Source organism: Ramlibacter sp. JJN2-2R, assembly GCF_057747835.1.
The window spans coordinates 225542-250985 of sequence record NZ_CM173226.1; the positions used below are offsets into that span (position 1 = coordinate 225542).

The window sequence follows — 25444 nt, forward strand, 5'->3', positions numbered from 1 at the left end:
GCGCGCCCGCGCCTTCAGCCCTGGACGAACTGCATCTGTGTGCCGGCCAGCTCCAGCAGGTCACCGTTCTTGAGGGTGACCGGCTCGGCGCCGATGGGTGCGCCGTTCAGCGTCGGCTTGTTGCCGCCTTCGACGTGCGCGACGACGAAACCTTGCGGGCGCTTGGTGATGGCTGCCACGGCCACGCCCGGCTTGCCGATGGTGGTGACCACCTTGACCAGCGGCACCTCGCGGCCGGCGGCGGCGCCGGACAGCACCTTGATGGCGCCGGTGACGCCGCTGAGATCGCCCGCCGCGGCGGGGGAAGCAGCCGCGCCCGCGGCAGGGGCGGCGGCCGGCGGCGGGACCATGCCCGCCTTCATGATCATGGTCTTCTCGTACGTGGCGCCGGGCGCCTCGTTCACGTACTTGATCTTGTACTTGCCGATCTCGACGGTGTCGTTGTTCTGCAACAGCTGCTTCTTGACCGCCTTGCCGTTGATGTAGGTGCCGTTGGTGCTGTTCAAGTCCTCGAGGTGCACCTCGTTGCCGGTCATCTGCAGGACCGCGTGCTCACCGCTCACGGCCAGGTTGTCGATGACGATGTCGTTGTAGGGGCGGCGACCCAGCGTCGTGCGGTCCTTCGTCAGCTGCACTTCCTTGATGACGACCCCGTCGATCGACACGATCATTTTCGGCATGGCCCACTCCTGTTGATTTCTTTTCTCAAGACCGAAAGATGGCCGCTCATTTTCCCAGCAAACGGGAAATCAGGCCCTTTTTTTTCGCCTCGAGATCGGCCTGGGCCAATAGCACCGAAATGTTGTCACGCCCCCCGTTCGCATTGGCCGCGTCCACCAGCCGGCCCACCTTGGTGTCGAGCGAACCTTCCTCGCGCAGGATGCGGGCGATCGCCTCGTCGTCGATCATGTCCGACAGCCCGTCGGAGCACATGAGATAGATGTCGCCCGGCTCGACGCGATGCTCGTTGACCTCCAGCAGCACCGCGTCCTCGACGCCGAGCGCGCGCGTGACCAGGTTCTTGTTGGTGGACACCGCCGCCTGCTCGGGGGTGATCAGGCCCGCGTCCATCTGCTCCTGCAGCAGCGAGTGGTCCTTCGTGATCTGGGCCAGGTCGTCGCCACGCAGGCGATAGCAGCGCGAATCGCCGATGTGCCCCAGCATCAGGCGCCCGTCCTGGAACACGCCCACCACCAGGGTGGTCCCCATGCCGGAGTAGTGCGGATTGGAGTTGGCGGCGTTGAAGATCGACCGGTTGGCGTTGTCGACGCAGATCTCCATCGCGCGGCGCACTTCGCGGGCGTTGGCCTGGCGGCCGGCTTGCGACAGCCAGCGTCCCAGCTCCGACTTGATGAAGGTGGTGGCCATGCCGCTGGCGATCTCGCCCGCGTTGTAGCCCCCCATGCCGTCGGCCAGGATGGCGAGGCGGGTCGCCTCGTCGTAGGCGACCGAGTCCTCGTTGTTCTCGCGCGCGAGACCCGGGTCGGTGCGAAAGCAGAACTCGTAATTCATGGCTGGCGGGATCTCATGCCTGTGAATCGGTTCGCCCTCCGCCCGCCGGAGGGTTCGCCGGACCATCGGACCGACCGAACACCGCTGTCTTGGCAAGGGGGTCGCCGCTGGCTCCGTCACCCCGTGCGGCCGGATCATAGCCGGTGCCGGGGGACGTGGCTTGGCGTTGCGCGGCGGCGCCGCGCAACGCCCCGGCTGCCGCCGCGATCGTCTTGTCGGCTTCTTCCCGGGCCAGGGAGAAGGACACGGTCTTGTCGCCGTCCGCCGCGTCGGGCCCGGGTGGGGCACCCGCGCCCTTGAGCAGCGCCATGGCGTCGCGCAGGTCCGCGGCGAACGCGTCGCCATCCTGGTAGCGCGCCTCGGGCCGCTTGGCCAGCGCCATTCCGACCACGGCCGCGAGCTGCTCGGGCAGGTGCTTGCGCACGACACGGATGTCCGGCGCCTCCTCGTTGGCGATCTTGTACATCAGCTCGGCCATCGAATCGCCGCGGAACGGCAGCACGCCGGTGAGCATCTGGAACAGCATGACGCCGAGCGAATACAGGTCCGAGCGCCCGTCGACCTTCCTGCCGGCGATCTGCTCGGGCGACATGAAGCTCGGCGTGCCCAGCACCAGGCCCGTCTTGGTCTTGCTGGAGTCGGTGATGCGCGCGATGCCGAAGTCCGTCACCTTCACTGTGTCGGTGTCGAACTCGTACATGATGTTGGCCGGCTTGATGTCGCGGTGCACGACGTTCTGCCGGTGCGCGTAGGCCAGCGCCTCGGCCACGCGCGCCACGATCGACAGCACGCGGGGGACGGGCAGCAGCTGGCCGTCCCGGCAGAAGTCCACCAGGTCCTTGCCCTTGAGGAATTCCATGGCGATGTAGGCGAGGTCGTGCTCCTCGCCGGCGTCGAAGATGGTGACGATGTTCTGGTGCTGCAGGCGGCCCGCCGTCTCGGCCTCGCGGAAGAAGCGCTCGCGGGCATCGTGCAGCTCCTCGCCCTCGAATTCCTGCGACAGCGCCATCGTCTTGATCGCCACCACGCGGCCGATCTTCGGGTCCTTGCCCAGGTAGACGACGCCCATCGCGCCCTTGCCCAATTCCTTTTCGACCTGGTAGCGGCCCAGCATCGGCTTTTCCACCGCGCCGCCATCCAGCAGCATCGTGCCGCCGGGATGCGCGCCGCCACCGCCGAGGATCACGGTCTCCGACAGGTTCCTGGCCCGATTGAGCTTGGCCTGCAGGTCCTTGTAGCCCCTGTCGTAGCCGGCCATGTGCTCGTACACGGCCTCGGCCTTGTTGAACTGGCGCTTGCGCTCGAAGTCCAGCGCCAGGTTGTACAGGTTGTCCATCAGCGGATCGCTCATGGGCACCCGCCGGAAGCGGTCGAACGCCATGTCCAGCTGGCCCTGGCCCTGCAGTGCCAGGCCCATCATCCGGTTGGTCTCGGCCGATTCCTCGTCCGACTTCACCTTGCCGGCTTCGGTGACCAGGAAGCGCTTGGTGGTGAGCGCCGCGTGGCCGATCACGAGGAGGGCGGCTGGCAGGACCAGCGGGACGTAGGTCCCGGACCCGGACAGCAGTCCGTATTCGGTCACGAGCAGGACCAGCAGCAGTGCAGCGCTGACCCCGGCGGCCGGGCCGGCCGTCAGGCGCGGCAGCCCTGCGACCAGGTAGGCGGCGACGAGCAGGGACGCGCCGAGCCCGGCCCACGCCGACCACAGGGGCTGCACGATGAAGTGTTCGGACAGGATGTTGGAGGTGACGTGGGCCATCATCTCCGCCGGACTGAGGCCGGCGTACCCGGGCACCGGGAACGTGGTTCCCACGCCTTGGGCGGTGGCGCCGATGATGACGATCTTGTCGGCGTACTTGGCAGCCGGGATCTTGCCGGACAGGACGTCGTAGAACGAGTCCACCTGGAACGCGGGCTTCGCTTCCGTGCCGCGGTAGAACTGCGGCCGCATCTTGCCCAGGCCATCGGTCGCAATGCGCAGCCTGCCCAACTGCACCCCCTCTCCGGGCAGCAGCCGGATGTCCGCGGGCCCCAGATTGAGCGAGCGAGCAGCCGCGAGCAAGGCCATCGACGGGACCGCGTGCCCGTAGTAATCGATCATGACCGGATCGCTGCGGACGGCCCCGTCGGGATCGTTGGTCTGCGCCAGGTGGCCGACCGCCGTTGCCGCATTGGCGACGGGGTCGATCGGGAACTGACCTGAAATCGTTGGAATGAGGGCGGCGCCGTCGGTCGGAATCGTGTTCTTCGCCACCGCGGCGGGCAGGCCCTTGTCCGGGCGGCCCAGCGGCCGGCCCAGCTTGTACGCAGCGCCGACCACCACGTTGCCGGCCTTGGCCATGCTCTCCGCGAGCTTGCCGTCGTTGTCCAGGGTGCGCTCGGCCTCGGCGAGAACGTTGGCCAGCGCCTCGCTCTGCGAGCGCCCGGCCCCGGATGCCAGCGCGTCCTTGATCTTGCGGATGTACACCAGCCCACGCTCGGTCTGCGGCTCGAGGAAGAAGGTGGTGTTGACGATGGTCTTGGCCTTGGCGGCCGCGAGTTTGTCGATCAGCTCGGCATGCACGTCGCGCGGCCAGGGCCAGCGGCCGATGTTGGAAATGCTCGCATCGTCGATGGCGATGACGGCGATGCGATCGGACGGGGTGCGCGAGTTGGCGCTGCTGGCGGCGTCGTAGAAGCGCTGCTCGAGGCCGTCAAACAGGCCCGTGGCCTGCCACAGGATCCAGCCCGCGACGACGATGACCGCGCCGATGAACCAGTCCGCGCGCCAGACCTGGCGCCGCTTCGCCGATGAAGATGTGCTCACTGCCGCCCCTCGCCCGCAGGCTGACCTCGCTGCCGCACCCGCGCCGGGTCAAGGGTGCAGGCGTCTGGACTGAACCGTCACAGGCGGCTCAGGCACGAACGAGGAAGTTTGACACAACTCTAGTACGTTTTGTTGCAATTCGCACGGACAGCCTCGGCACCGGGCGGCCCGCCAGCGGCAAGAAAAAAGCCGATGGCGAGTTGCCATCGGCTTGTCGGGTCGAGGGGGCGTGCGCCCCGCGGCTCAGAGCAGCGCCTTGAGCAGCTTGCCCATCTCGGACGGGTTGCGCGTCACCTTGAAGCCGCACTCCTCCATGATCGCCAGCTTGGCGTCGGCGGTGTCGGCGCCGCCGGAGATCAGCGCGCCGGCGTGGCCCATGCGCTTGCCCGGGGGGGCCGTGACGCCGGCGATGAAGCCCACGATCGGCTTTTTCATGTGCTCCTTGCACCAGCGGGCGGCGTCGGCCTCGTCGGGGCCGCCGATCTCGCCGATCATGATCACGGCATCGGTGTCCGGATCGTCGTTGAAGGCCTTCATCACGTCGATGTGCTTGAGCCCGTTGATCGGATCGCCGCCGATGCCCACCGCGCTGGACTGGCCGAGGCCGATCTCGGTGAGCTGCGCCACGGCTTCATAGGTGAGCGTGCCCGAGCGCGACACGACGCCGATGCGGCCCTTCTTGTGGATGTGGCCCGGCATGATGCCGATCTTGATCTCGTCGGGCGTGATCAGGCCCGGGCAGTTGGGGCCGAGCAGCAGGGTCTTCTTGCCGCCGGCGGCCTCCTTGGCCTTCATCTTGTTGCGCACCATCAGCATGTCGCGCACCGGGATGCCCTCGGTGATGCAGATGGCCAGGTCGAGGTCGGCCTCGACCGCCTCCCAGATCGCGTCGGCCGCGCCGGCCGGGGGAACGTAGATCACGGAGACCGTGGCGCCGGTCTGCCGGGCCGCTTCCTTGACCGATGCGTAGATCGGGATGTCGAAGATCTTCTCGCCGGCCTTCTTCGGGTTCACGCCGGCGACGAAGCAGTTCTTGCCGTTGGCGTACTCCTGGCACTTCTCGGTGTGGAACTGGCCGGTCTTGCCCGTGATGCCCTGGGTGATGACCTTGGTGTCCTTGTTGATGTAGATCGACATTTCAGTTCCCCAACTTCAAGCCTTGACCGCTGCGACGACCTTCTGGGCCGCCTCGGCCATGGTGTCCGCGCTGATGATCGGCAGGCCGCTTTCCGCCAGCATCTTCTTGCCCAGTTCCTCGTTCGTGCCCTTCATGCGCACGACGAGCGGCACGCTCAGGTTCACCGCCTTGCAGGCGCTGATCACGCCGGTGGCGATGGTGTCGCAGCGCATGATGCCGCCGAAGATGTTCACCAGGATCGCCTTGACCTTGGGGTTCTTCAGCATGATCTTGAACGCCTCGGTGACCTTCTCCGGGGTGGCGCCGCCGCCCACGTCCAGGAAGTTCGCCGGCTCGGCGCCGAACAGCTTGATGGTGTCCATGGTCGCCATTGCCAGGCCCGCGCCGTTGACCAGGCAGCCGATGTTGCCGTCCAGCGAGATGTAGGCCAGATCGAACTTGCTGGCCTCGATCTCGGCCGGGTCTTCCTCGTCCAGGTCGCGCAGCGCCACGATGTCGGGGTGGCGGAACAGGGCGTTGGAATCGAAGTTGAACTTGGCGTCCAGAGCGACGATGCTGCCCTTGCCATCGCGGTTGAGCGGGTTGATCTCCACCAGCGAGGCGTCGGTGTCCATGTAGCACCGGTAGAGCTTCTTGAACACGTCGGCTGCCTGGGCCGTGGAGCCGGCCGGGATGCCGATGCCGTCGGCGATCTCCTTGGCCTGCGCATCGGTGATGCCGGCGATGGGATCGACGAACACCTTGATGATCTTCTCGGGGTGGGAGTGGGCCACTTCCTCGATGTCCATGCCGCCTTCGCTCGACGCGATGAAGGCGACCTTCTGGGTCGCACGGTCGGTCACGACGGAGACGTAGTACTCCTTCTGGATGTCCGCGCCTTCCTCGATGTACAGGCGCCGCACCTTCTGGCCCTCGGGGCCGGTCTGGTGGGTCTTGAGCTGCATGCCCAGGATCTCGCCGGCCAGGCGCTTGACGTCGTCGATCGACTTGGCGACCTTGACGCCGCCGCCCTTGCCGCGGCCGCCCGCGTGGATCTGGGCCTTGACCACCCAGACGGGTCCGCCGAGTTTCTGGGCGGCCTCGACGGCCTCCTGGACGGTGAACGCCGGGATGCCCCGCGGCACGGGCACGCCGAAGCTGCGCAAGATCTCCTTGCCTTGGTACTCGTGAATCTTCATGGGATGAGTCTTTGGAGAGGAACGTGGGAGTGCGAGGCGGCAAAGCGCGGCCGTGGCGCGGCCCCTGCGAGATGCCCGCGAACTGTATCATGGTGCATTGCACAATCCCCGGGCCCGGCGCGGCGCGCCCTGGAACCCGCAGAGAGAACCACCCATGCCCAAGGTCTTCATCGACGGCGAGGCCGGCACCACCGGCCTGCAGATCCGCGAACGGCTCGAGACGATGCCGCAGATCGAGCTCGTGAGCATCGCGCCCGAGCGCCGCAAGGACCCCGCCGCCAAGCGAGCACTGATGGCCGGCGTGGACCTGGTCATCCTGTGCCTGCACGACGATGCAGCGCGTGAGTCGGCGGCGATGGTCGACGCCATCCGGCAGGAAACGGGCCGCGCGCCGCGGATCATCGATGCCTCGACGGCGCACCGCGTGGCCGATGGCTGGGTGTTCGGCTTCCCCGAACTCGCCCCCGGCCAGCGCGAGGCCGTCGCCAGGGCCGACCGGGTCAGCAATCCGGGCTGCTACTCGACCGGCGCGATCGCGCTGATCCGCCCGCTGGTGGACGCCGGCCTGGTGCCCAAGGACCTCCCGCTGGTGCTGCCCGCGGTGAGCGGCTACAGCGGCGGCGGCCGCTCGATGATCGAGGCGTTCGAGAAGGGCGAGTCCGGGCCCTTCGAGGTGTATGGCCTCGGGCTCAAGCACAAGCACCTGCCCGAGATCATGAAGTACACCGGGCTGAGCCGGCGACCGATCTTCATCCCGTCGGTGGGCAACTTCAAGCAGGGCATGCTGGTGCAGCTGCCGCTGTTCCTGGACGACCTGCCCGGCAAGCCGAAGCTGGCCGACCTGCACGAGGCCCTGGCGCGGCACTACGCCGGCAGCGAGTGGGTGACGGTGGAGCCGCCGATCGAGGGCGGGCGCATCGAAGCGACGGCCCTGAACGACACCAACAAGATGGAGCTGCGCGTCTTTGGCGACGACACCTTGCGCCAAGCCGTGCTGGTCGCCCGCCTCGACAACCTGGGCAAGGGCGCCAGCGGCGCCGCGGTGCAGAACCTGAAGCTGATGTTCGGGCTGTAACCCGTCCCGCTCAGTCGTCCCCGCCCGATCCGCCCAGCACGCGGTGGATCACCTCGCCGCCGAAGCCGCGCGCGGCCAGGAACCGCGCCTGCTTGCCCCGCTCGGCCGCATCGCGCGGCGGCTCGCCGAAGCGGCGACGCCAGACCTCGCGGGCGCGGGCCAGCTCGGTGGTGCGCATCTGCTGCATGGCCTGGGCGATCAGTTCGCCATCGATGCCCTTGGCCTGCAGTTCCTGGCGCAGGCGGCCGACGCCCAGCCGCGCGGCCCGGCGATGCAGCACCGACTCGACGACGCGCTGCTCGCTGATGAAGCCCTTGGCCTGCAGGTCGTCGAGCACGCGCGCGAGCTGGCCCGGCTCCTCCTCGTGCCTGGCGAGCTTGCGCTGCAGCTCGGCGCGGGAGTGCTCCCGGCCGCCGAGCAGGCGCAAGGCCCTTCCCTTGAGTGACAGCTGGACCGCGGGCACCGGCTTTCGCGAGGAGGCGGCTTACTTGGCGTTGTCTTCGGCGCCGTCGGTGGGCAGCAGCGGGATGCCCAGCGAATCGCGCACCTTGTTCTCGATCTCGCGGGCCAGCTCGGGGTTCTCGCGCAGGAATTCACGCGCGTTGTCGCGGCCCTGGCCGATCTTCTCGCCGTTGTAGGCGTACCAGGCGCCCGACTTCTCGAGGATGCGCGCGGTGACGCCCATGTCGATGATCTCGCCCTCGCGGCTGATGCCCTCGCCGAACAGGATGTCGAATTCGGCGGTCTTGAACGGCGGCGACACCTTGTTCTTCACCACCTTGACCTTGGTCTCGTTGCCGATCGCCTCCTCGCCCTTCTTGATGGTGCCGGTGCGGCGGATGTCCAGGCGCACCGAGGCGTAGAACTTCAGCGCGTTGCCGCCGGTGGTGGTCTCGGGGCTGCCGAACATCACGCCGATCTTCATGCGGATCTGGTTGATGAAGATGACCATGCAGTTGGTCTTCTTGATCGTGGCGGTGAGCTTGCGCAGCGCCTGGCTCATCAGCCGGGCCTGCAGGCCGGGCAGCGAATCGCCCATCTCGCCTTCGATTTCGGCTTTGGGCACCAGGGCGGCCACCGAGTCGATCACGATCAGGTCGACGGCGCCCGAGCGCACCAGGCTGTCGACGATCTCGAGCGCCTGCTCGCCGGTGTCGGGCTGGCTGATCAGCAGTTCCTGCAGGTTCACGCCCAGCTTCTGCGCGTACTGGGTGTCTAGGGCGTGCTCGGCATCGACGAAGGCACAGGTGCCGGCCTGGCGCTGCATCTCGGCGATGACCTGCAGCGTGAGGGTGGTCTTGCCCGACGATTCCGGGCCGTAGATCTCGACCACGCGGCCGCGCGGCAGGCCGCCGACGCCCAGCGCGATGTCCAGGCCCAGCGAGCCGGTCGAGACCACCTGGATGTCCTCGATGACCTCGCCTTCGCCCAGCCGCATGATGGTGCCCTTGCCGAACTGCTTCTCGATCTGGGCCAGGGCGGCCTGCAGGGCCTTGGACTTCTCGCTGTCCGCCGCCGCGATCTTCGTTCCCTTGACTTGGGCATCCATGTTCGAATCTCCTTGTGGATCAATGGGTTAGGTCACCAGATCCAGCTGTTTCGATTCACAGGCTGGATGCATGGCCAGTACTCTAACGCGGCGGGGCGATCGAGGTAAACCGGTTTTTTGGTCAGTTTGCCTTACGATCTCCCGATGCTCCCACAACCGGATGACAGCTGGCGCCAGACCCACCTGGGCCGGCTGCTGGGCCACGCCAGCCGGCGCTTCGACGAGCGCGTGCTGGCCCTGATGGCCCACAACGTCGAGGTGCCGCTCGCCCTGTCGAACCTGGCGGCGCGGGCGCAGGTGGGCGCCGCCCACGTGCACATCACCCGCCACCTGTCGCTGCAAGGCTCGCGGCTGACCGACCTGGCGCAGCAGGCGGGCATGACCAAGCAGGCGATGGGCGACCTGGTGACCCAATGCGAGGCATGGGGGCTGGTGGTGCGCGAGCCGGACGCGCACGATGCGCGCGCCCGGCTTGTGAAGTTCACCGAGACCGGCCTGGCCTGGCTGCGGGCCTTCCGCGATGCCGTGCTGCAGGCCGAGGCCGAGTTCCGCGCCGAGATCGGCGAGGAGGTCGCCACCGTGGCCACGCTCGGACTGGAAGCGTATGCGGGCCCCGCCGCTTGACGCCCGTCAGCGGCCGGCCGGCCGTGCAGCCTAAAATTTCAGCACAGGCGCACCGCGGTTCGCGCCCCACAGGAGACCAGGCATGCGCATCCTCATTGCCGAAGACGACCAGGTGTTGGCCGACGGCCTGCTGCGCACGCTGCGCGCCTCCGGCGCCGCGGTCGACCATGTCAGCAGCGGCAGCGAGGCGGATGCGGCCCTGATGACGAACAACGAGTTCGACCTGCTGATCCTCGACCTGGGCCTGCCCAAGATGCATGGCCTGGAGGTGCTGCGCAAGCTGCGCAGCCGCGGCTCGACGATGCCGGTGCTGATCCTCACGGCCGCCGACAGCGTGGAGGAGCGCGTGCGCGGCCTCGACCACGGAGCCGACGACTACATGGCCAAGCCGTTCTCGCTGCAGGAGCTCGAGGCCCGCGTGCGGGCGCTCACGCGCCGGGGCATGGGGGGCACCAGCAGCACCATCAAGCACGGCCCGCTGGTCTATGACCAGGCCGGCCGCGTCGCCACGATCGACGGCCGGATGGTCGAGCTGTCCGCCCGCGAGCTGGGCCTGCTGGAGGTGCTGCTGCAGCGCGCCGGCCGCCTGGTCAGCAAGGACCAGCTGGTGGAGCGCCTGTGCGAGTGGGGCGAGGAGGTGAGCAACAACGCCATCGAGGTCTACATCCATCGCCTGCGCAAGAAGATCGAGAAGGGGCCGATCCGCATCGCCACCGTGCGCGGGCTCGGTTACTGCCTCGAGAAGATTCCCGGCTGACGCCCCCGGCGCGCGCCGCCGGCCCGGGCCCACAATGGGCGCCGTGCGAGCCCCCCTCCCCGTGTCCTGACCCGCCATGAAGATCTTCCAGCGTGAGCAGCGTTCGCTGTTCGGCGAGATCCTCGACTGGATGCTCACGCCGCTGCTGCTGCTGTGGCCGATCAGCCTGGCGCTGACCTGGCTGGTGGCCCAGAGCATCGCGGGCAAGCCGTTCGACCGCGCGCTCGAATACAACGTGCAGGCGCTCGCGCAGCTCGTGAGCGTGCAGGAACAGCGGGTGGTGTTCTACCTGCCGCAGCCCGCGCGCGAGATGCTGCGCGCCGACGATTCGGACCAGGTCTACTACCAGGTGCGCGGCCCGCGCGGCGAGCTGCTGAGCGGCGAACGCGATTTCCCGCCGCCGCCGGACGAGGAGAAGCCGGCGCCGGGCGAAGTCCGATTGCGCGACGACGACATGCGCGGGCTGGACGTGCGGGTGGCCTACACGTGGGTGCGCCCGGAGGCGCCCGGCGGGGCGCTGGTGCTGGTGCAGGTGGCCGAGACGCGCGAGAAGCGCTCGGTGCTCGCCACCGAGATCATCAAGGGCGTGATGCTGCCGCAGTTCGTGATCCTGCCGCTGGCGGTCCTGCTGGTCTGGCTGGCGCTGGTGCGCGGCATCAAGCCGCTGTCGCAGCTGGAGGAGCGCATCCGCGCGCGCAAGCCCGACGACCTCTCGCCGCTGGACGACAAGGCCGTTCCGCTGGAGGTCGCGCCGCTCGTGTCCTCGGTCAACGACCTGCTCACGCGGCTGAAGGACTCGATCGCGACCCAGAAGCGCTTCCTCGCCGACGCCGCGCACCAGCTCAAGACGCCGCTGGCGGGCCTGCGCATGCAGGCCGACCTCGCGCAGCGCGAAGGCGCCAATGCCGAGGAGCTGAAGCAGTCGCTCAAGCAGATCGGGCGCTCGAGCATGCGGGCGACGCACACGGTGAACCAGCTGCTGGCGCTCGCGCGCGCCGAAAGCAGCGGCAAGACGCTGCCGCGGCACGCGTGCGACCTGGCGCAGCTCACGCGCGAGGTGGTGCAGGACCTGCTGCCGCGCGCGCTCGACAAGCGCGTCGACCTCGGCTACGAGGGCGCGCTGCCCGGCGCTGCCGGCGTCGTCGTGCACGGCAATCCGACGCTGCTGAAGGAGTTGATCCGCAACCTGCTGGACAACGCGATCAACTACACGCCCTCCAGCGACGCCTCGCCCGCCGTGGTGACCGCGCGCGTGCTGGCCGATCCGATCGGCCACGTGGTGCTGCTGCAGGTCGAGGATTCCGGCCCCGGCATTCCCGAGTCGGAGCGCGAGCTGGTGTTCCAGCCCTTCTACCGCTCGCTCGACACCAACGTCGACGGATCCGGCCTGGGCCTGCCGATCGTGCTGGAGATCGCCCACCAGCATGGCGCCGACATCCGGATCGAGGACGCGCGCCCCGGGCACGTGCCGCCGGGCGCGCGCGTGGTGGTGCGGTTCGAGGGCAGCGTGCCGGCCGAAGCGCGCACGCAGGCCGCTCAGGCCGCCTGATAGACGTTCAGCTGCAACCGCTCGCGGGCGATCGCGCGCGCCACCGGCGGCAGTTGCGCCACCTTCTGCACGTGGGCCCACAGCGCCGGGAAGCCCGCCGGGTCGATGCCGGCGAACCCGCCCCAGCGCAGCAGCGTCAGTGCGTAGGCGTCCAGGGGCCCGAACTGCGGGCCGCCGAGGAAGGGCCGGCCCTCGCGCGCGGCCTGGGCCGCCATCGCCTCGATCTCGGCCAGCAGGGGCCGGTACTGGCGCGCGTTGTACGCCTTCAGCTCCGACTGCACCTCGGGCTTGTCGCTGTACTTGTGCGGCATGAACACGTGCGTGAACGTCGGGTGCACGGTGTTGTTCATCCACGCCAGCGTCTCGATGGCCTTGGTCCGCGCGCGCGGCTCCGAGGCAAGGAAGTGCTGCTGCGGAAAGCGCCGGTCCAGATGGTCCACGATGGCCAGGATCTGCGTGATCACCTGCTCGCCGTCCACCAGCACCGGCACCTGGCCGCGCGGATTGATGGCGCGGTACTCCGGGGCGTCCTGCTCGCCCTTGTGCAGCTTGACCATGACGGCCTCGAACGGCTCCCCGGTGGCCTCCAGCAGCGTGTGCGGAACGAACGAACAGGCGCCGGGCGCGAAGTACAGCTTGAGGGTCATCACATCTCCTGGATGTCAGCGGCAGGGCCGCAGGGGTTTTCCGTTCAGCGGCCCGCGCAGTTCGTCGAGGCGCGAGCGCAGCGCGTCGTCCAGCGCGGGCAGGGTGAGCTTGTGCCCGCGCACGTCGGGCCGCTCCTGCACCACGCGCGCCGTGTGCACGCCGCGCGCGGCGAGGCGCTCGAGTTGCTGGTTGGCCTCGGCCTGGCTCGGGTAGCCGCCCAGAGACAGGCCGGGCTCCAGGTCGGCATTGGCGACCGGCTCGAACGCGACGCCGATCTGGCGCAGTTCGGATTTCTTCTTGGCCACGTTCTCGGCGCTGGGGTACTTGCCCATGTAGACGATCCAGCGTCCCGGCTCGGCCACCGGCTCCAGGGTCCAGCTCCCGCTGGGCCAGCCGGCGAGCGCCTGGCGCAGCGGCCCGGCGGCCGCCTCGTCGACCGGTCCGGCCAGCAGGCACTCGGCTGGCTTGGCCGCCACCTCCAGCCGCTTGGCCTCTTCCGGGCTGAGCACGCGCACGCTGTCCGGGCGGACCTGCTGCGCGATGCGCTGGGGCTCGCGCTGGGCCGCCGGGCCGATCCCCAACGGCTGCAGCAGTCCCTGGGCCCAGGCGTAGTAGGCACCGTTGGCAAGCAGCAGGAGCAGGACGAGGAGGCGGAGCATGGGCGTCAGGCCGGCCGCACGCTCACTTCGGAGCTCGTCACCGCGACCGCGCCGGCGGCAGTATGCACGAGCAGCGCGCCGGTCATGTCCACCCCCTGCGCGCGGCCGGTGGTGCCGTCGGACAGGGTCACCGCGCGGCCCGCCAGCGCGTCGCGGCGCGCGAACCGGGGCTGGAACGGGGCAAAGCCGTCGGATTCGAAGCGCCGCACCGCCTGCGCGACCGCCGGTGCGATCGCCAGCAAGGCGGTGCCGGCATCGCAGGCCGGCAGCAGTTCGGCGAGGGCGGCCGGCGGCGTCGAGAGCCCGTCCGCGGCGCGCGGCAGCACGTTCAGGCCGATGCCGATGATCGCGTATCGGGCGCCGCCGCGGTCGGCGGCAGCCGCCGTCTCGATCAGGATGCCGCCCAGCTTGCGGTCGCCCACCCACAGGTCGTTGGGCCACTTCAGCTGCACCGCCGGGTGCAGGGCCTCGGCGGCCGCGACACCCACGGCCAGCGACAGCCCCGACCAGTCGCGCGGCTGCAGCAGCAGCCCCAGCGAAAGCGTCAGCGACGCGCCCGGCTCGCTGCGCCAGTCGCGGCCGAGGCGGCCGCGCCCGGCCGTCTGGCGTTCGGCCACCAGCAGCACGGGCTCGGCGCGACCGGCCCGCGCCCGGCGCATCAGTTCGCTGTTGGTGGAATCCAGCTCGGGCAGGACCTCGACCGTGAAGCCCGGCCAGGCCGGCACGACCTGCTCCCAGACCGCCTCCGCCGGCCAGCGCATGCTCAGCGGCGGCGCTTGGGCGCCAGCAGGGTGCCGCGGCAGTTCTTGGCGCCGCACCAGCACGGATACTCCGCCTTGAGCTTCTTGGTGTACGGCTCGTCGATGATCAGGCCGTAGTCGTAGTTGAGCTCCTCGCCGGCCCGGATGTTGCGCAGCGCCTTGATGAAGACCCGCCCGTCCTCCTCGTCCGCCTCGCAGTTCGGATTGCACGAGTGGTTGATCCAGCGGGACGAGTTGCCGCCGTGCAGGGCGTCGATGACGCGCTCCTCGTCGACGTGGAAGTAGAACGTGTGGTTGGGATCGTCCGGGTTGTGCGGGTGGCGCCGCTGGGCTTCGGCCCACGTGATGATCTCGCCGACGTACTCGATGATGGTCTCGCCCTCGGCGATGTCCTGGACGGCGAAGACGCCCTTGCCGTGAATGCCCGACTTGCGCGTCTGGATTTTTCGCCCGCCGCCCTGGACTGCTTTTGCTGGCATGGATGGAACTCTGATAAGTTGAATGTGCACACGTACGCGTGCGCGCACGCGCGCGTGAAGAGCCGAGATTGTAGGAACAACGAAAGGTGCGCCTCCGGGCGCATGAATCCACCGTGACAGGGAAGACACTGGTCATCGCCGAGAAGCCCTCCGTCGCGCAGGACATCGTCCGCGCGCTGACACCCGTGGCCGGCAAGTTCGACAAGCACGACGAATACTTCGAGAGCGACGCCTACGTCGTCACCAGCGCCGTCGGCCACCTGGTCGAGATCCAGGCGCCGGAGGAGTTCGACGTCAAGCGGGGCAAGTGGAGCTTTGCCCACCTGCCCGTGATCCCGCCGTACTTCGACCTGAAGCCGGTCGAGAAGACCAAGTCGCGCCTGAACGCGGTGGTCAAGCTCGCGCGCCGCAAGGACGTCACCGAACTGGTGAACGCGTGCGACGCCGGGCGCGAGGGCGAGCTGATCTTCCGCCTGATCGAGCAGTACGCCTTCGGCAACGAGGACGACAAGGCCGCCAAGAAGGCCGCCGCGCGCAAGCCGGTGCGGCGCCTGTGGCTGCAGTCGATGACGCCGCAGGCCATCCGCGACGGCTTCGACCAGCTGCGCTCGGACCGGCAGATGGAGGGGCTGGCCTCGGCGGCGCGGTCGCGCTCGGAGGCGGACTGGCTGGTGGGCATCAACGGCACGCGGGCGATGACGGCCTTCAACTCGCGCGACGGCGGCTTCTTCCTGACCACCGTGGGCCGCGTGCAGACACCCACCCTGGCGGTGGTGGTGGAACGCGAGGAGCAGATCCGCCGGTTCGTCAGCCGCGACTACTGGGAGATCCACGCCAGCTTCCTGGCCGAGGCCGGCGAATACCCCGGCAAGTGGTTCGACCCCAAGTGGAAGAAGAACCCCGAGGACGCCGAGCAGAAGGCCGACCGCCTCTGGTCGCAGCAGGAGGCGCAGGCCATCGCCGACGCCGTGCGCGGCAAGGCGGCGACGGTCACGGAGGAGTCCAAGCCCACCACCCAGGCCTCGCCGCTGCTGTTCGACCTCACGTCGCTGCAGCGCGAAGCCAACGGACGCTTCGGCTACTCGGCCAAGACCACGCTGGCGCTGGCGCAGTCGCTGTACGAGCGGCACAAGGCACTGACCTACCCGCGAACCGACTCGCGTGCCCTGCCCGAGGACTACCTCGCGACGGTCAAGGACACGATGGGCATGCTCGCCAGCAGCGGCATGGCGCACCTGGCGCCGTTCGCCAAGCAGGCGCTGGACGACGGCTACGTGAAGCCGACCAAGCGCGTCTTCGACAACAGCAAGGTCAGCGACCACTTCGCCATCATCCCGACGCTGCAGGCGCCCAGCGGCCTGTCGGACGCCGAACAGAAGCTGTACGACCTGGTGGTGCGCCGCTTCCTGTCGGTGTTCTTCCCGAGCGCCGAGTACCAGGTCACCACCCGCATCAGCCTGGTGGTGGGCCACAGCTTCAAGACCGAGGGCAAGGTGCTGGTCAAGGCCGGCTGGCTCGCCATCTGGGGCAAGGAGGCGGAGCAGGAGGGCGACGAGAACGCCAGGACGCTGGTGCCGGTCAAGGCCGGCGAGATGGTGCGCGCGGAGTCCGTGGAGGCGCGCGGCCTCAAGACGCGGCCGCCGGCGCGCTACTCCGAAGCCACGCTGCTGGGCGCGATGGAAGGCGCCGGCAAGCTGGTCGAGGACGACGAGCTGCGCGAGGCGATGCAGGAAAAGGGCCTGGGGACGCCGGCCACGCGGGCCGCGATCATCGAAGGGCTGATCTCGGAAAAGTACATGCTGCGCGAAGGCCGCGAGCTCATGCCCACCGCCAAGGCGTTCCAACTCATGACGCTGTTGCGCGGCCTGGGCGTCGAGGAGCTGACCAAGCCCGAGCTCACCGGCGAATGGGAATACAAGCTGGCGCAGATGGAGCACGGCAAGCTCTCGCGCGACGCGTTCATGCGCGAGATCGCCGAGATGACGAAGCACATCGTCAAGAAGGCCAAGGAGTACGACCGCGACACCGTGCCGGGCGACTACGCGACGCTGCACACGCCATGCCCGAACTGCGGCGGCATCGTCAAGGAGAACTACCGACGCTACACCTGCTCGGGCCGCAGCGGCTCGGGCGAGGACGCGTGCGGCTTCTCGTTCACCAAGATCCCGGCCGGGCGGGCGTTCGAGCTGGCCGAGGTCGAGCAGTTCATGCGCGACAAGCGCATCGGGCCGCTGGAGGGCTTCCGCTCCAAGGCGGGCTGGCCCTTCACCGCCGAGATGGTGCTCAAGTACAGCGACGAGGACCGCAACTGGAAGCTCGAATTCGATTTCGGTGACGAGGCCGACCCGTCCGAGACCGGCGAGCTGATCGACTTCGGCGGCCAGGAGCCGCTGGGCCCGTGCCCGAAGTGCGGCGCCCGCGTGTTCGAGTGGGGCAAGAACTACGTCTGCGAGAAATCGGTGCCCACGGCGGCGCAACCCACGCCCAGCTGCGACTTCAAGAGCGGCCAGATCATCCTGCAGCAGCCGATCGAGCGCGAGCAGATGAAGAAGCTGCTGGCGGCCGGCAAGACCGACCTGCTGGACAAGTTCGTCTCGATGCGCACCCGGCGCCCGTTCAAGGCCTTCCTCGCCTGGGATGCGGAAGCGGGCAAGGTGAACTTCGCGTTCGAGCCGCGCGAGAGCAAGTTCCCGCCGCGCAAGGGCGCGCCGGCACGGCCGGCCGCGAAGGCGGCGGGCAAGACGGCCGCCAAGGCAGCGCCGGCCAAGAAGGCGGCCGCGAAGAAGGCCCCGGCCAAGTCCGCTCGCAAGCCGGGCGCGGGGCTCACGCCCAGCCCGGAACTGGCCGCGGTGATCGGGCCGGAACCGGTGGCCCGCACCGAGGTGATCAAGAAGCTGTGGGACTACATCAAGGCCAACGGCTTGCAGGACACGACGAACAAGCGCGCCATCAATGCCGACGACAAGCTGCGCGCCGTGTTCGGCAAGCCGCAGGTGACGATGTTCGAACTGGCGGGCCTGGTGGGCAAGCACCTGCAGGGCGGCTGATCCGCCGGACGCCTCACCAGCGCGTGCCGGGGATGCGGGTGCCCAGGATCGCCCAGTCGATCAGCACCTGAACGGGCTCGGGAGGCACCATCACCTGCGTCACGCCCACGCTGGCGCGGCCGACGTTGCCGCGGGGCAGGCGCCGCAGGAGGTGGCCGAGGGGCAGCAGCGCGATGCGAAGCAGCTGGCCGGCCGCTTCGCGCCAGTCGCGCGTGCGGCCCGCCAGCCGCAACATGCGCCGGTGGCTGTCCAGATGCAGCCAGGGCTCGGCCTGCCCGACCACGTGCGCGGCCATCAGCCACTGCCAGCGCTGCTCGACTTGCGCCTCGCCGGGAGCTTCGCTGCCGCGCACCAGGCGCTCGTACACCTGCCGCCGCTCGTCCGCGTTCCGAATGTCCATCCGGAATTAGATACAAGTCGTTACTTGGCCGTCAAGTCGCGGCTTGCCGGCGGACGTCCATCCGGGACGATACGTGGCGCGCGGGACGCCGCGAAGGCGGATTCGCTAGGCCGCCAGCGCCGCCTCGCCGGCGCTGGAAGGCTGCTTGGCCGGACCGAGCAGCCAGGCGGTGGCCATGCGCCCCCGGCCCTGCAGCTCCACCAGGCCGCGCGGCGAGAACGCCAGCGAGCCGCTCGCGCGCTGCACCACCGCCTCGGTGACGTGGATGCTGCCCGCGCGGCCGGCGCTCTCGACCCGGCTGGCGACGTTGACCGTGTCGCCCCAGACGTCGTACAGGAAGCGCTTGGTACCCAGCACGCCCGCCACCGCCGGGCCGGCGTGGATGCCGATGCGCATGGCCAGCTGCGTGCCGTTGCGCCGGTTGTAGCGCTCCAGGGCGTCGCGCATGTCCAGCGCCAGCTGGCACAGGGCCTCGACCCGGCCCTCCGACACCGCCATGTAGGCGTCGCCGATGGTCTTGATCTTCTCGACCCGGTGCTGCTCCACCAGGGCGTCGAAGGAGGTGAAGATCTCGTCGAGCATCAGGACCAGCGCGTCGGGCGGCAGCCGGTTGGCATAGCGGGTGAAGCCGGCGATGTCGGCAAAGAGCACGCCCAGGTCCTCGACCTTGCGCGCCCGGATGCGCCGGTCGCGCTTGAGCTCCTCGACGATGGCGCGCGGCAGCACGTTGTGCAGCAGGCCGTCGGCGCGCTCGCGTTCGGCCTGCGCGCGCTGCGTCTGCCGGTACAAGGCCAGGTCGCGCGAATAGGTCAGCCGGTCCAGCCACAGGCACAGCACGACGACGCAGAACGGGTTGACCAGCGCCGAGACCACCAGGATGGCGTCGCCGCCATCGCGCTGCCAGATGGGAATGGCCAGCGCGAGCAGGCTGGCCGCATAGAGGGGCTGACGCATGCGCAGCGGCGTGCCCGCGACGGCGGCGCCGAACGTCATGCCGGCGGCATAGATCGAGAAGTCGCCCCGCAGTTGCCCGTCGACCATGCCGATCCACGCGCACAGGCCGATGAACACGGCGCAGAACGCGTACAGCGCCCCTTCGCGGCCACGCACGCCGGCCCACCAGCGATCGGCCGCGATGAGGGCCAGGCAAACGAGCTCCGCCGCGACCTGCCAGGCCACCAGCCACTCCAGCCCGGGCACGTCGCGGCGCACCAGCGGCAGGTCGGTGGCGAGCGCCGCCGGCGGAATCAGCAGGGCCACGACCTTGCAATAGCGAACGCTCAAGGCCCAGCTCTTGTGCGTCAACCAGTGGCGAAACGCCGCATCGTCCATGTGCCTCCCTGCCAGCGAAGCAGGACCATAGGCGCGGGCCGGTGGCGGCGTCAACGCGCAGCCCCATGAAAAAACGCGCCCGTGGGCGCGTTCCTCGTCAGAGTGCAGGAGCGGCGCCGATCAGCGGGCCGCCACCACGCGGCACATCTCCAGCACCTTGTTGGAGTAGCCCCACTCGTTGTCGTACCAGCTCACCAGCTTGACGAAGGTGCCGTCCAGGGCGATGCCGGCCTCGGCGTCGAAGATCGAGGTGCGGGCGTCGCCGCGGAAATCGGTGGCCACCACCTTGTCCTCGGTGTAGCCCAGCACGCCCTTGAGCGCGCCTTCGGACTGCGCCTTCATCTCCGCGCAGATCTCCTTGTAGGTGGCTTCCTTGTTCAGCTCGACGGTCAGGTCGACCACCGAGACGTCCGAGGTCGGCACGCGGAAGGACATGCCGGTGAGCTTCTTGTTCAGCTCGGGAATCACGACCCCGACCGCCTTGGCCGCGCCGGTGGACGACGGGATGATGTTCTCCAGGATGCCGCGGCCGCCGCGCCAGTCCTTGTTGCTCGGGCCGTCCACGGTCTTCTGGGTGGCGGTGGCCGCATGCACCGTCGTCATCAGGCCGCGCTTGATGCCCCACTTGTCGTTCATCACCTTGGCCAGCGGCGCCAGGCAGTTGGTGGTGCACGACGCGTTGGAGATGATGGCCTCGCCCTTGTACGTGGCGTGGTTCACGCCGTAGACGAACATCGGCGTGTCGTCCTTGGACGGCGCCGACATGATGACCTTCCTGGCGCCGGCGTTGATGTGCTTCTGCGCGCCTTCCTTGGTGAGGAAGATGCCGGTGGACTCGACCACCACCTCGGCGCCGACCGCGCCCCAGTTCAGCTCGGCGGGATCCTTGACCGCGGTCAGCCGGATGCGCTTGCCGTTGACCACCAGCGTGTTGCCGTCCACCGAGACCTCGCCCTTGAAGCGGCCGTGCACGCTGTCGTACTGGAGCATGTACGCCAGGTAATCGGGCTCGAGCAGGTCGTTGATGCCGACCACCTCGATGTCGTTGAAGTTCTGCACCGCGGCGCGGAACACCATGCGGCCGATACGGCCGAATCCGTTGATCCCGATCTTGATGGTCATGAAAAGCTCCGATGGATTGAAAACTCGTGGGGTCGATCTTGCCGCATCGGGCGTCGTGCGTGCGGCCTCGCCCCCGTGATCAGCGCGACAGGACCGCGCGCACCGTGTCGGCCACGTTCTCCGGCGTGAAGCCGAAGTGCTTGAACAGCACGTTGGCCGGCGCCGATTCGCCGTAGGTGTCGATGCCCACCACCGCCGCGCAGCCGTACTTCCACCAGAAGTCGGTCACGCCCGCCTCGACGGCGACGCGCGGCAGGCCCGCGGGCAGCACCTCGCCCTTGTAGGCGGCGCTCTGGCGGTCGAAGGTGGTGGTGCTGGGCATCGAGACCACGCGCACGCCGATGCCCTGCTGCGCGAGCTGCTCCTGCGCCTTGAGCGCCAGCTGCACCTCCGAGCCGGTGGCGATGATCACCGCCTGCGGCCGGCCGCGCACGCCGACCTCGGCCGGCTCGGCCAGCACGTAGCCGCCCTTGCTGATGTCCTCCAGCCCCGCCTTGGGCGCGTACGGCAGGTTCTGCCGCGACAGAAGCAGCGCCGTCGGCCGCGTCATGTTCTGCAGCGCGACGGCCCAGGCCACGCTGGTCTCGGCCGTGTCCCCCGGGCGCCAGACGTCCAGGTTGGGGATCAGGCGCAGGCTGGCCGCGTGCTCGACCGACTGGTGGGTGGGGCCGTCCTCGCCCAGGCCGATCGAGTCGTGGGTGAACACGTGCACCACGCGCTGCTTCATCAGCGCGGCCATGCGGATGGCATTGCGGCTGTAGTCGCTGAAGGTCAGGAAGGTGCCGCCGTAGGGGATGTAGCCGCCGTGCAGCGCAACGCCGTTCATGATCGCGGCCATGCCGAACTCGCGCACGCCGTAGTTGATGTGCCGGCCGATCCTGCCGTCCTCGGTGCGCTGCACCTCGCCGGCTAGGTTCACGCGCAGCGGCGGCGTGCTCTTGGTGTTGGTCAGGTTGGAGCCGGTCAGGTCGGCGCTGCCACCCAGCAGTTCGGGCAGGGCGGCGGTGAACGCCTCCAGGGCCAGCTGCGACGCCTTGCGCGAGGCGACCGTCTCCGCCTTGGCGTGCGCCGCCACGGCGGCGTCGACGGCCACCTGGGCGAAGTTGCGCGGCAGCTCGCCCTTCATGCGGCGGACGAATTCCGCGGCCAGCTCGGGATGGGCCGCGCGGTAGGCGGCGAAGCGCTTGTCCCAGGCGTCCTGCGCGGCACGGCCCCTGGCCTTGGCGTCCCAGGCGTCGTAGACCGGCTGGGGCACCACGAACGGCTCGTGCGGCCAGCCCAGCGCATCGCGCGTGAGCTGCACTTCCTCCAGGCCCAGGGCCTCGCCGTGCGCCTTGGCCGTGTTGGCGCGGTTCGGGCTGCCGTGGCCGATCTGCGTGTCGGCGACGATCAGCGTGGGCTTGTCGGCGCTGCGCCGGGCGTCGGCGATCGCGCGGTCCACCGCGTCGATGTCGTGGCCGTCGATCGGGCCGATCACGTTCCAGCCGTAGGCGCGGAACCGCGCCGGCGTGTCGTCGATGAACCAGGGCGTGACCTGGCCGTCGATCGAGATGCCGTTGTCGTCGTAGATGGCGATCAGCTTGTTGAGCTTCCAGGCGCCGGCCAGCGCGCAGGCCTCGTGGCTGATGCCCTCCATCAGGCAGCCGTCGCCCAGGAAGGCGTAGGTGAAGTGGTCGACGACGGCGTGGCCGTCGCGGTTGAACTCCGCCGCCAGCAGCTTCTCCGCCAGCGCCATGCCGACCGCATTGGTGATGCCCTGGCCGAGGGGGCCGGTGGTGGTCTCCACGCCCGGCGTGACACCGACTTCCGGATGGCCGGCCGTCTTGCTGTGCAGCTGCCGGAAGTTCTTCAGCTCCTGCACCGGCAGGTCGTAGCCGGTCAGGTGCAGCAGCGCGTAGATCAGCATCGACGCGTGGCCGTTCGAGAGCACGAAGCGGTCGCGGTCGAACCACTTCGGGTCGGTGGGGCTGTGCTTCAGGTGGCGGTGCCACAGTGCCACGGCGATGTCGGCCATGCCCATGGGCGCACCGGGATGGCCGGAGTTGGCCTGCTGCACCGCGTCCATCGCGAGCGCGCGGATCGCGTTGGCCATCTGGCGGGCGTCGGCCTGCAACGCGGGAGAGGAAACGGCCATCGGATCGGCGGGTGTGGAGGGCGGCATGGGGGCGGGCGGGAAAACCCCAGATTTTAACGGCCGGGCCTGGGCGACCCCGGCCGCGACGGGCCGGGGTGCGCATCGTCTACAGTGCGCACGATGCGAGGCCTGCACCTCACCGCCGACCTGTACCAGTGCCGCTGCGACGACGCCTGGCTCGCCGACGCGCGCCGGCTGGGCGACTGGGCCCGGCAGGCGGCGCAGGCCGTCGGCCTGGAAGTCGAGTCCGAGGTGTTCCAGGACGCCGGCGGCGCCCCGGGCCAAGGCGCGACGGTGGCCCTGCTGCTGGCGCACTCGCACGTCTGCCTGCACACGTGGCCGGCCCAGCGCGGCGCCACGATCGATGTCCACCTCGCCGGCGTCGCGGGCGACGACCCGTCGGCCAGGGCGCGCGGCCTGATGGATGCCCTGGTGAGCCGCTTGGCGCCCGAGTGGACCGAGCAGCGCTCGCTGGACCGGGGGACCGAAGCCCCGTGAGGAGCACTTGATGCGCGCGCAGGCCATGATCCTGGCGGCGGGCCGGGGCGAGCGCATGCGGCCGCTCACCGACACCTGCCCCAAGCCGCTTTTGCCGGTGCGCGGCAAGCCGCTCATCGTGTGGCACCTGGAGGCTCTCGCGCGCGCGGGCATCCGCCGCGTGGTGGTCAACACGGCCTGGCTCGAAGAACAGATCCCGGCCGCCCTGGGCGACGGCGCGCGCTGGGGGCTGGAGATCGCCTACTCGATGGAAGGCCGCGACCACGGGGGCGCGCTCGAGACCGCCGGTGGCATCGCCAAGGCGCTGCCTCTCCTCGACGAGGCCTTCTGGCTCATCTCGGGCGACATCCATGCGCCCGATTTCGCTTTCGAGCCGAAGGCGCTGGAGCGGTTTCGCGCCAACGAGCAGCTGGCCCACCTGTGGCTGGTGCCCAATCCGCCCTTCCATCCGGAGGGCGACTTCGGCATCGGCGCCGACGGCCTGGGGCTCGCCGACGCGGCCGGCCCGGACGGCGCGCGCTGGACCTACGCGAACCTCGCGCTGGTGCGCGCCTCGCTGTGCAGCCACCTGCCGGTGGGCCGCCGCGCGCCGCTCGGTCCGCTGCTGTTCGAAGGCATGCGCCAGCGGCGCATCAGCGTCGAAGCCTGGCGCGGCGAATGGCACAACATCGGCACGCCCGGCCAGCTGGCCGCGCTGGCCGCCCCGGACTGAACGAGGGACAATCCGACCATGAACTCCGAGCTCCCCTACTCGCTGTACGCCGAACGCCGCTCCCGCGTGGCCGCAGCCATCGGGCCCAACGGCATCGCACTGGTCCCCACCGCCCTGGAGCGGCAGCGCAACCGCGACAGCGACTTCCTGTTCCGCCACGACAGCTACTTCTACTACCTCACCGGATTCACCGAGCCGCATGCCTGGCTGGTGATCACCGGCGACGGCGCCAGCACGCTGTTCTGCGCCCCCAAGGACCTGGAGCGCGAGATCTGGGACGGCTACCGCCTGGGGCCGCAGGCCGCGGTGGAGGCGCTGGGCGTGCAGTCCGCCCATTCCATCGACGAACTCGACGCCCTGCTGCCCAAGCTGCTCGAGAACCGTGACGCCGTCTGGTACCCCTTCGCCATCCACGCCGGCCTGGAAGCGCGCGTTGGCGGCTGGCTGAACAAGGTGCGGGCCCGCGTGCGCTACGGCGCGCTGTGCCCCGAGCAGCAGCGCGACCTGTGCGCGGTGCTGGACGAGATGCGCCTGGTCAAGGACGCGCACGAGCAGGACATCATGCGCCGCGCCGCCCGCATCAGCGCCCGCGCCCACGTGCGCGCGATGAAGCTGTCGGCCCGCATGCTGCGCGAAGGCCAGGAGGTGCGCGAGCACCACCTGGACGCCGAGCTGCTGCACGAGTTCCGCATGGGCGGCTCGCAGTACCCGGCCTACAGCTCCATCGTCGCGGCCGGCGCCAACGCCTGCGTGCTGCACTACCGCGCCGCCGACGCCCCGGTGCGCGCCGGCGACCTGGTGCTGATCGACGCCGGCTGCGAGCTGGACGGCTACGCCAGCGACATCACCCGCACCTTCCCGGCCGACGGCAGGTTCACCGGCCCGCAGCGCGTGCTGTACGACCTGGTGCTCGCCTCGCAGGAGGCGGCCATCGCCGCGACCCGGGCCGGCGCGCGCTTCAACGACCCGCACGACGCCACCGTCAAGGTCCTGGCCCAGGGCATGCTCGATGTCGGCCTGCTCGATCGCAACAAGGTCGGCACCGTCGACGACGTGATCGACAAGCGCGCGTACTTCCAGTTCTACATGCACCGCACCGGCCACTGGCTCGGCATGGACGTGCACGACTGCGGCAGCTATGTCGAGCCGTCCCAGGTCGGCGAGGTCAGCGAGCGCAAGGACCCGCTGTCGGGCGAATTGATCAAGAACCGGCCCAGCCGCATCCTGCGACCGGGCATGGTGCTCACGATCGAGCCGGGCCTGTACGTGCGGCCGGCCGAGGGCGTGCCCGAGGCCTTCCACCACATCGGCATCCGGATCGAGGACGATGCCATCGTCACCGCCGGCGGCTGCGAGCTGATCACGCGCGACGTGCCGGTGCGCGCCGACGAGATCGAGGCCCTGATGCGGGGCTGAGCGCCCGCGCGGGGGCGGCGCGGGCTCCCGCGCGCTCCCAGACCTACA

Annotated in this window: 23 protein-coding genes; 8 read left to right on the forward strand and 15 right to left on the reverse strand. The window is 69.5% G+C overall.

What is annotated here, in order from left to right:
* Window positions 1-14: 14 nt before the first annotated feature.
* The 5 genes from AC3ANR_RS01145 to sucC form a co-directional block, all read right to left on the reverse strand.
* Window positions 15-680 carry an FHA domain-containing protein gene (locus tag AC3ANR_RS01145; RefSeq protein WP_488290040.1) on the reverse strand — a complete coding sequence of 222 codons (666 nt, stop codon included), beginning with the start codon at window positions 678-680 and terminating at the stop codon, window positions 15-17.
* Between the two features lie 46 nt (window positions 681-726).
* Entirely contained in the window at window positions 727-1512 is a 786-nt protein-coding gene (locus tag AC3ANR_RS01150) for a Stp1/IreP family PP2C-type Ser/Thr phosphatase (RefSeq protein WP_488290041.1), read from the reverse strand.
* 13 nt (window positions 1513-1525) lie between these two features.
* Entirely contained in the window at window positions 1526-4318 is a 2793-nt protein-coding gene (locus tag AC3ANR_RS01155; RefSeq protein WP_488290042.1) for a CHASE2 domain-containing serine/threonine-protein kinase, read from the reverse strand.
* A gap of 243 nt (window positions 4319-4561) precedes the next feature.
* Window positions 4562-5455 (reverse strand): succinate--CoA ligase subunit alpha, encoded by an 894-nt coding sequence (sucD, locus tag AC3ANR_RS01160; RefSeq protein ID WP_488290043.1) that lies wholly within the window; start codon window positions 5453-5455, stop codon window positions 4562-4564.
* A 15-nt stretch (window positions 5456-5470) separates the two neighbouring features.
* Window positions 5471-6634, reverse strand: coding sequence for an ADP-forming succinate--CoA ligase subunit beta (sucC, locus tag AC3ANR_RS01165; protein ID WP_488290044.1), 1164 nt, complete (start codon window positions 6632-6634; stop codon window positions 5471-5473).
* 154 nt (window positions 6635-6788) lie between these two features.
* Here sucC and argC point away from each other — a divergent pair, with 154 nt between their 5' ends.
* A complete protein-coding gene (gene argC, locus AC3ANR_RS01170; RefSeq protein WP_488290045.1) occupies window positions 6789-7709 on the forward strand; it encodes an N-acetyl-gamma-glutamyl-phosphate reductase in 921 nt (306 codons plus the stop codon).
* 10 nt (window positions 7710-7719) lie between these two features.
* On the opposite strand, the gene recX is transcribed toward argC, so the two are convergent.
* Both recX and recA read right to left on the reverse strand, forming a co-directional pair.
* A complete protein-coding gene (recX, locus tag AC3ANR_RS01175; RefSeq protein ID WP_488290046.1) occupies window positions 7720-8136 on the reverse strand; it encodes a recombination regulator RecX in 417 nt (138 codons plus the stop codon).
* Between the two features lie 57 nt (window positions 8137-8193).
* Window positions 8194-9258, reverse strand: a complete 1065-nt coding sequence (recA, locus tag AC3ANR_RS01180; protein WP_488290047.1) for a recombinase RecA — start codon at window positions 9256-9258, stop codon at window positions 8194-8196.
* A 144-nt stretch (window positions 9259-9402) separates the two neighbouring features.
* Here recA and AC3ANR_RS01185 point away from each other — a divergent pair, with 144 nt between their 5' ends.
* The 3 genes from AC3ANR_RS01185 (at window position 9403) to AC3ANR_RS01195 (ending at window position 12188) form a co-directional block, all read left to right on the forward strand.
* Complete coding sequence (locus AC3ANR_RS01185) at window positions 9403-9882, forward strand: MarR family winged helix-turn-helix transcriptional regulator (RefSeq protein ID WP_488290048.1); 480 nt, start codon at window positions 9403-9405, stop codon at window positions 9880-9882.
* Between the two features lie 82 nt (window positions 9883-9964).
* A complete protein-coding gene (locus tag AC3ANR_RS01190; RefSeq protein ID WP_488290049.1) occupies window positions 9965-10639 on the forward strand; it encodes a response regulator in 675 nt (224 codons plus the stop codon).
* A 76-nt stretch (window positions 10640-10715) separates the two neighbouring features.
* On the forward strand, window positions 10716-12188 hold the full coding sequence (locus AC3ANR_RS01195) for a sensor histidine kinase (RefSeq protein WP_488290050.1): 1473 nt from the start codon (window positions 10716-10718) through the stop codon (window positions 12186-12188).
* Here the strand turns inward: AC3ANR_RS01195 and AC3ANR_RS01200 are convergent.
* From AC3ANR_RS01200 to AC3ANR_RS01215, 4 genes are read right to left on the reverse strand one after another with little or no spacing between them, the layout of a single operon-like run.
* Complete coding sequence (locus AC3ANR_RS01200) at window positions 12176-12835, reverse strand: glutathione S-transferase family protein (protein WP_488290051.1); 660 nt, start codon at window positions 12833-12835, stop codon at window positions 12176-12178. The two genes, AC3ANR_RS01195 and AC3ANR_RS01200, sit on opposite strands and share 13 nt — an antisense overlap.
* A gap of 15 nt (window positions 12836-12850) precedes the next feature.
* The gene (locus AC3ANR_RS01205; RefSeq protein ID WP_488290052.1) at window positions 12851-13495 is read right to left on the reverse strand and encodes an SPOR domain-containing protein; all 645 of its coding nucleotides are present in this window, start codon (window positions 13493-13495) and stop codon (window positions 12851-12853) included.
* A gap of 5 nt (window positions 13496-13500) precedes the next feature.
* A complete protein-coding gene (locus AC3ANR_RS01210; RefSeq protein ID WP_488290053.1) occupies window positions 13501-14256 on the reverse strand; it encodes a biotin--[acetyl-CoA-carboxylase] ligase in 756 nt (251 codons plus the stop codon).
* A 2-nt stretch (window positions 14257-14258) separates the two neighbouring features.
* The gene (locus tag AC3ANR_RS01215; protein WP_488290054.1) at window positions 14259-14735 is read right to left on the reverse strand and encodes an SET domain-containing protein; all 477 of its coding nucleotides are present in this window, start codon (window positions 14733-14735) and stop codon (window positions 14259-14261) included.
* A gap of 113 nt (window positions 14736-14848) precedes the next feature.
* Between AC3ANR_RS01215 and AC3ANR_RS01220 the strand changes: the two genes are divergently transcribed.
* Window positions 14849-17782 carry a DNA topoisomerase III gene (locus tag AC3ANR_RS01220; protein WP_488290055.1) on the forward strand — a complete coding sequence of 978 codons (2934 nt, stop codon included), beginning with the start codon at window positions 14849-14851 and terminating at the stop codon, window positions 17780-17782.
* A 13-nt stretch (window positions 17783-17795) separates the two neighbouring features.
* Here AC3ANR_RS01220 and AC3ANR_RS01225 read toward each other — a convergent pair whose 3' ends face one another.
* From AC3ANR_RS01225 to tkt, 4 genes are all read right to left on the reverse strand, one after another.
* Window positions 17796-18182 carry a DUF3703 domain-containing protein gene (locus AC3ANR_RS01225; protein ID WP_488290056.1) on the reverse strand — a complete coding sequence of 129 codons (387 nt, stop codon included), beginning with the start codon at window positions 18180-18182 and terminating at the stop codon, window positions 17796-17798.
* 105 nt (window positions 18183-18287) lie between these two features.
* Window positions 18288-19466, reverse strand: coding sequence for an adenylate/guanylate cyclase domain-containing protein (locus AC3ANR_RS01230; RefSeq protein WP_488290057.1), 1179 nt, complete (start codon window positions 19464-19466; stop codon window positions 18288-18290).
* A gap of 168 nt (window positions 19467-19634) precedes the next feature.
* Window positions 19635-20636: a type I glyceraldehyde-3-phosphate dehydrogenase gene (gap, locus tag AC3ANR_RS01235; protein WP_488290058.1), complete on the reverse strand. Its 1002-nt coding sequence runs from the start codon at window positions 20634-20636 to the stop codon at window positions 19635-19637.
* 79 nt (window positions 20637-20715) lie between these two features.
* Complete coding sequence (gene tkt, locus AC3ANR_RS01240) at window positions 20716-22770, reverse strand: transketolase (protein WP_488290059.1); 2055 nt, start codon at window positions 22768-22770, stop codon at window positions 20716-20718.
* A 120-nt stretch (window positions 22771-22890) separates the two neighbouring features.
* Between tkt and AC3ANR_RS01245 the strand changes: the two genes are divergently transcribed.
* The 3 genes from AC3ANR_RS01245 to AC3ANR_RS01255 are packed head-to-tail and all read left to right on the forward strand — an operon-like array spanning window position 22891 to window position 25396.
* The gene (locus AC3ANR_RS01245; protein WP_488290060.1) at window positions 22891-23268 is read left to right on the forward strand and encodes an S-adenosylmethionine decarboxylase family protein; all 378 of its coding nucleotides are present in this window, start codon (window positions 22891-22893) and stop codon (window positions 23266-23268) included.
* 10 nt (window positions 23269-23278) lie between these two features.
* Complete coding sequence (gene murU / locus AC3ANR_RS01250) at window positions 23279-23980, forward strand: N-acetylmuramate alpha-1-phosphate uridylyltransferase MurU (RefSeq protein WP_488290061.1); 702 nt, start codon at window positions 23279-23281, stop codon at window positions 23978-23980.
* A gap of 18 nt (window positions 23981-23998) precedes the next feature.
* Window positions 23999-25396 carry an aminopeptidase P N-terminal domain-containing protein gene (locus tag AC3ANR_RS01255; RefSeq protein ID WP_488290062.1) on the forward strand — a complete coding sequence of 466 codons (1398 nt, stop codon included), beginning with the start codon at window positions 23999-24001 and terminating at the stop codon, window positions 25394-25396.
* Window positions 25397-25444: the final 48 nt, after the last annotated feature.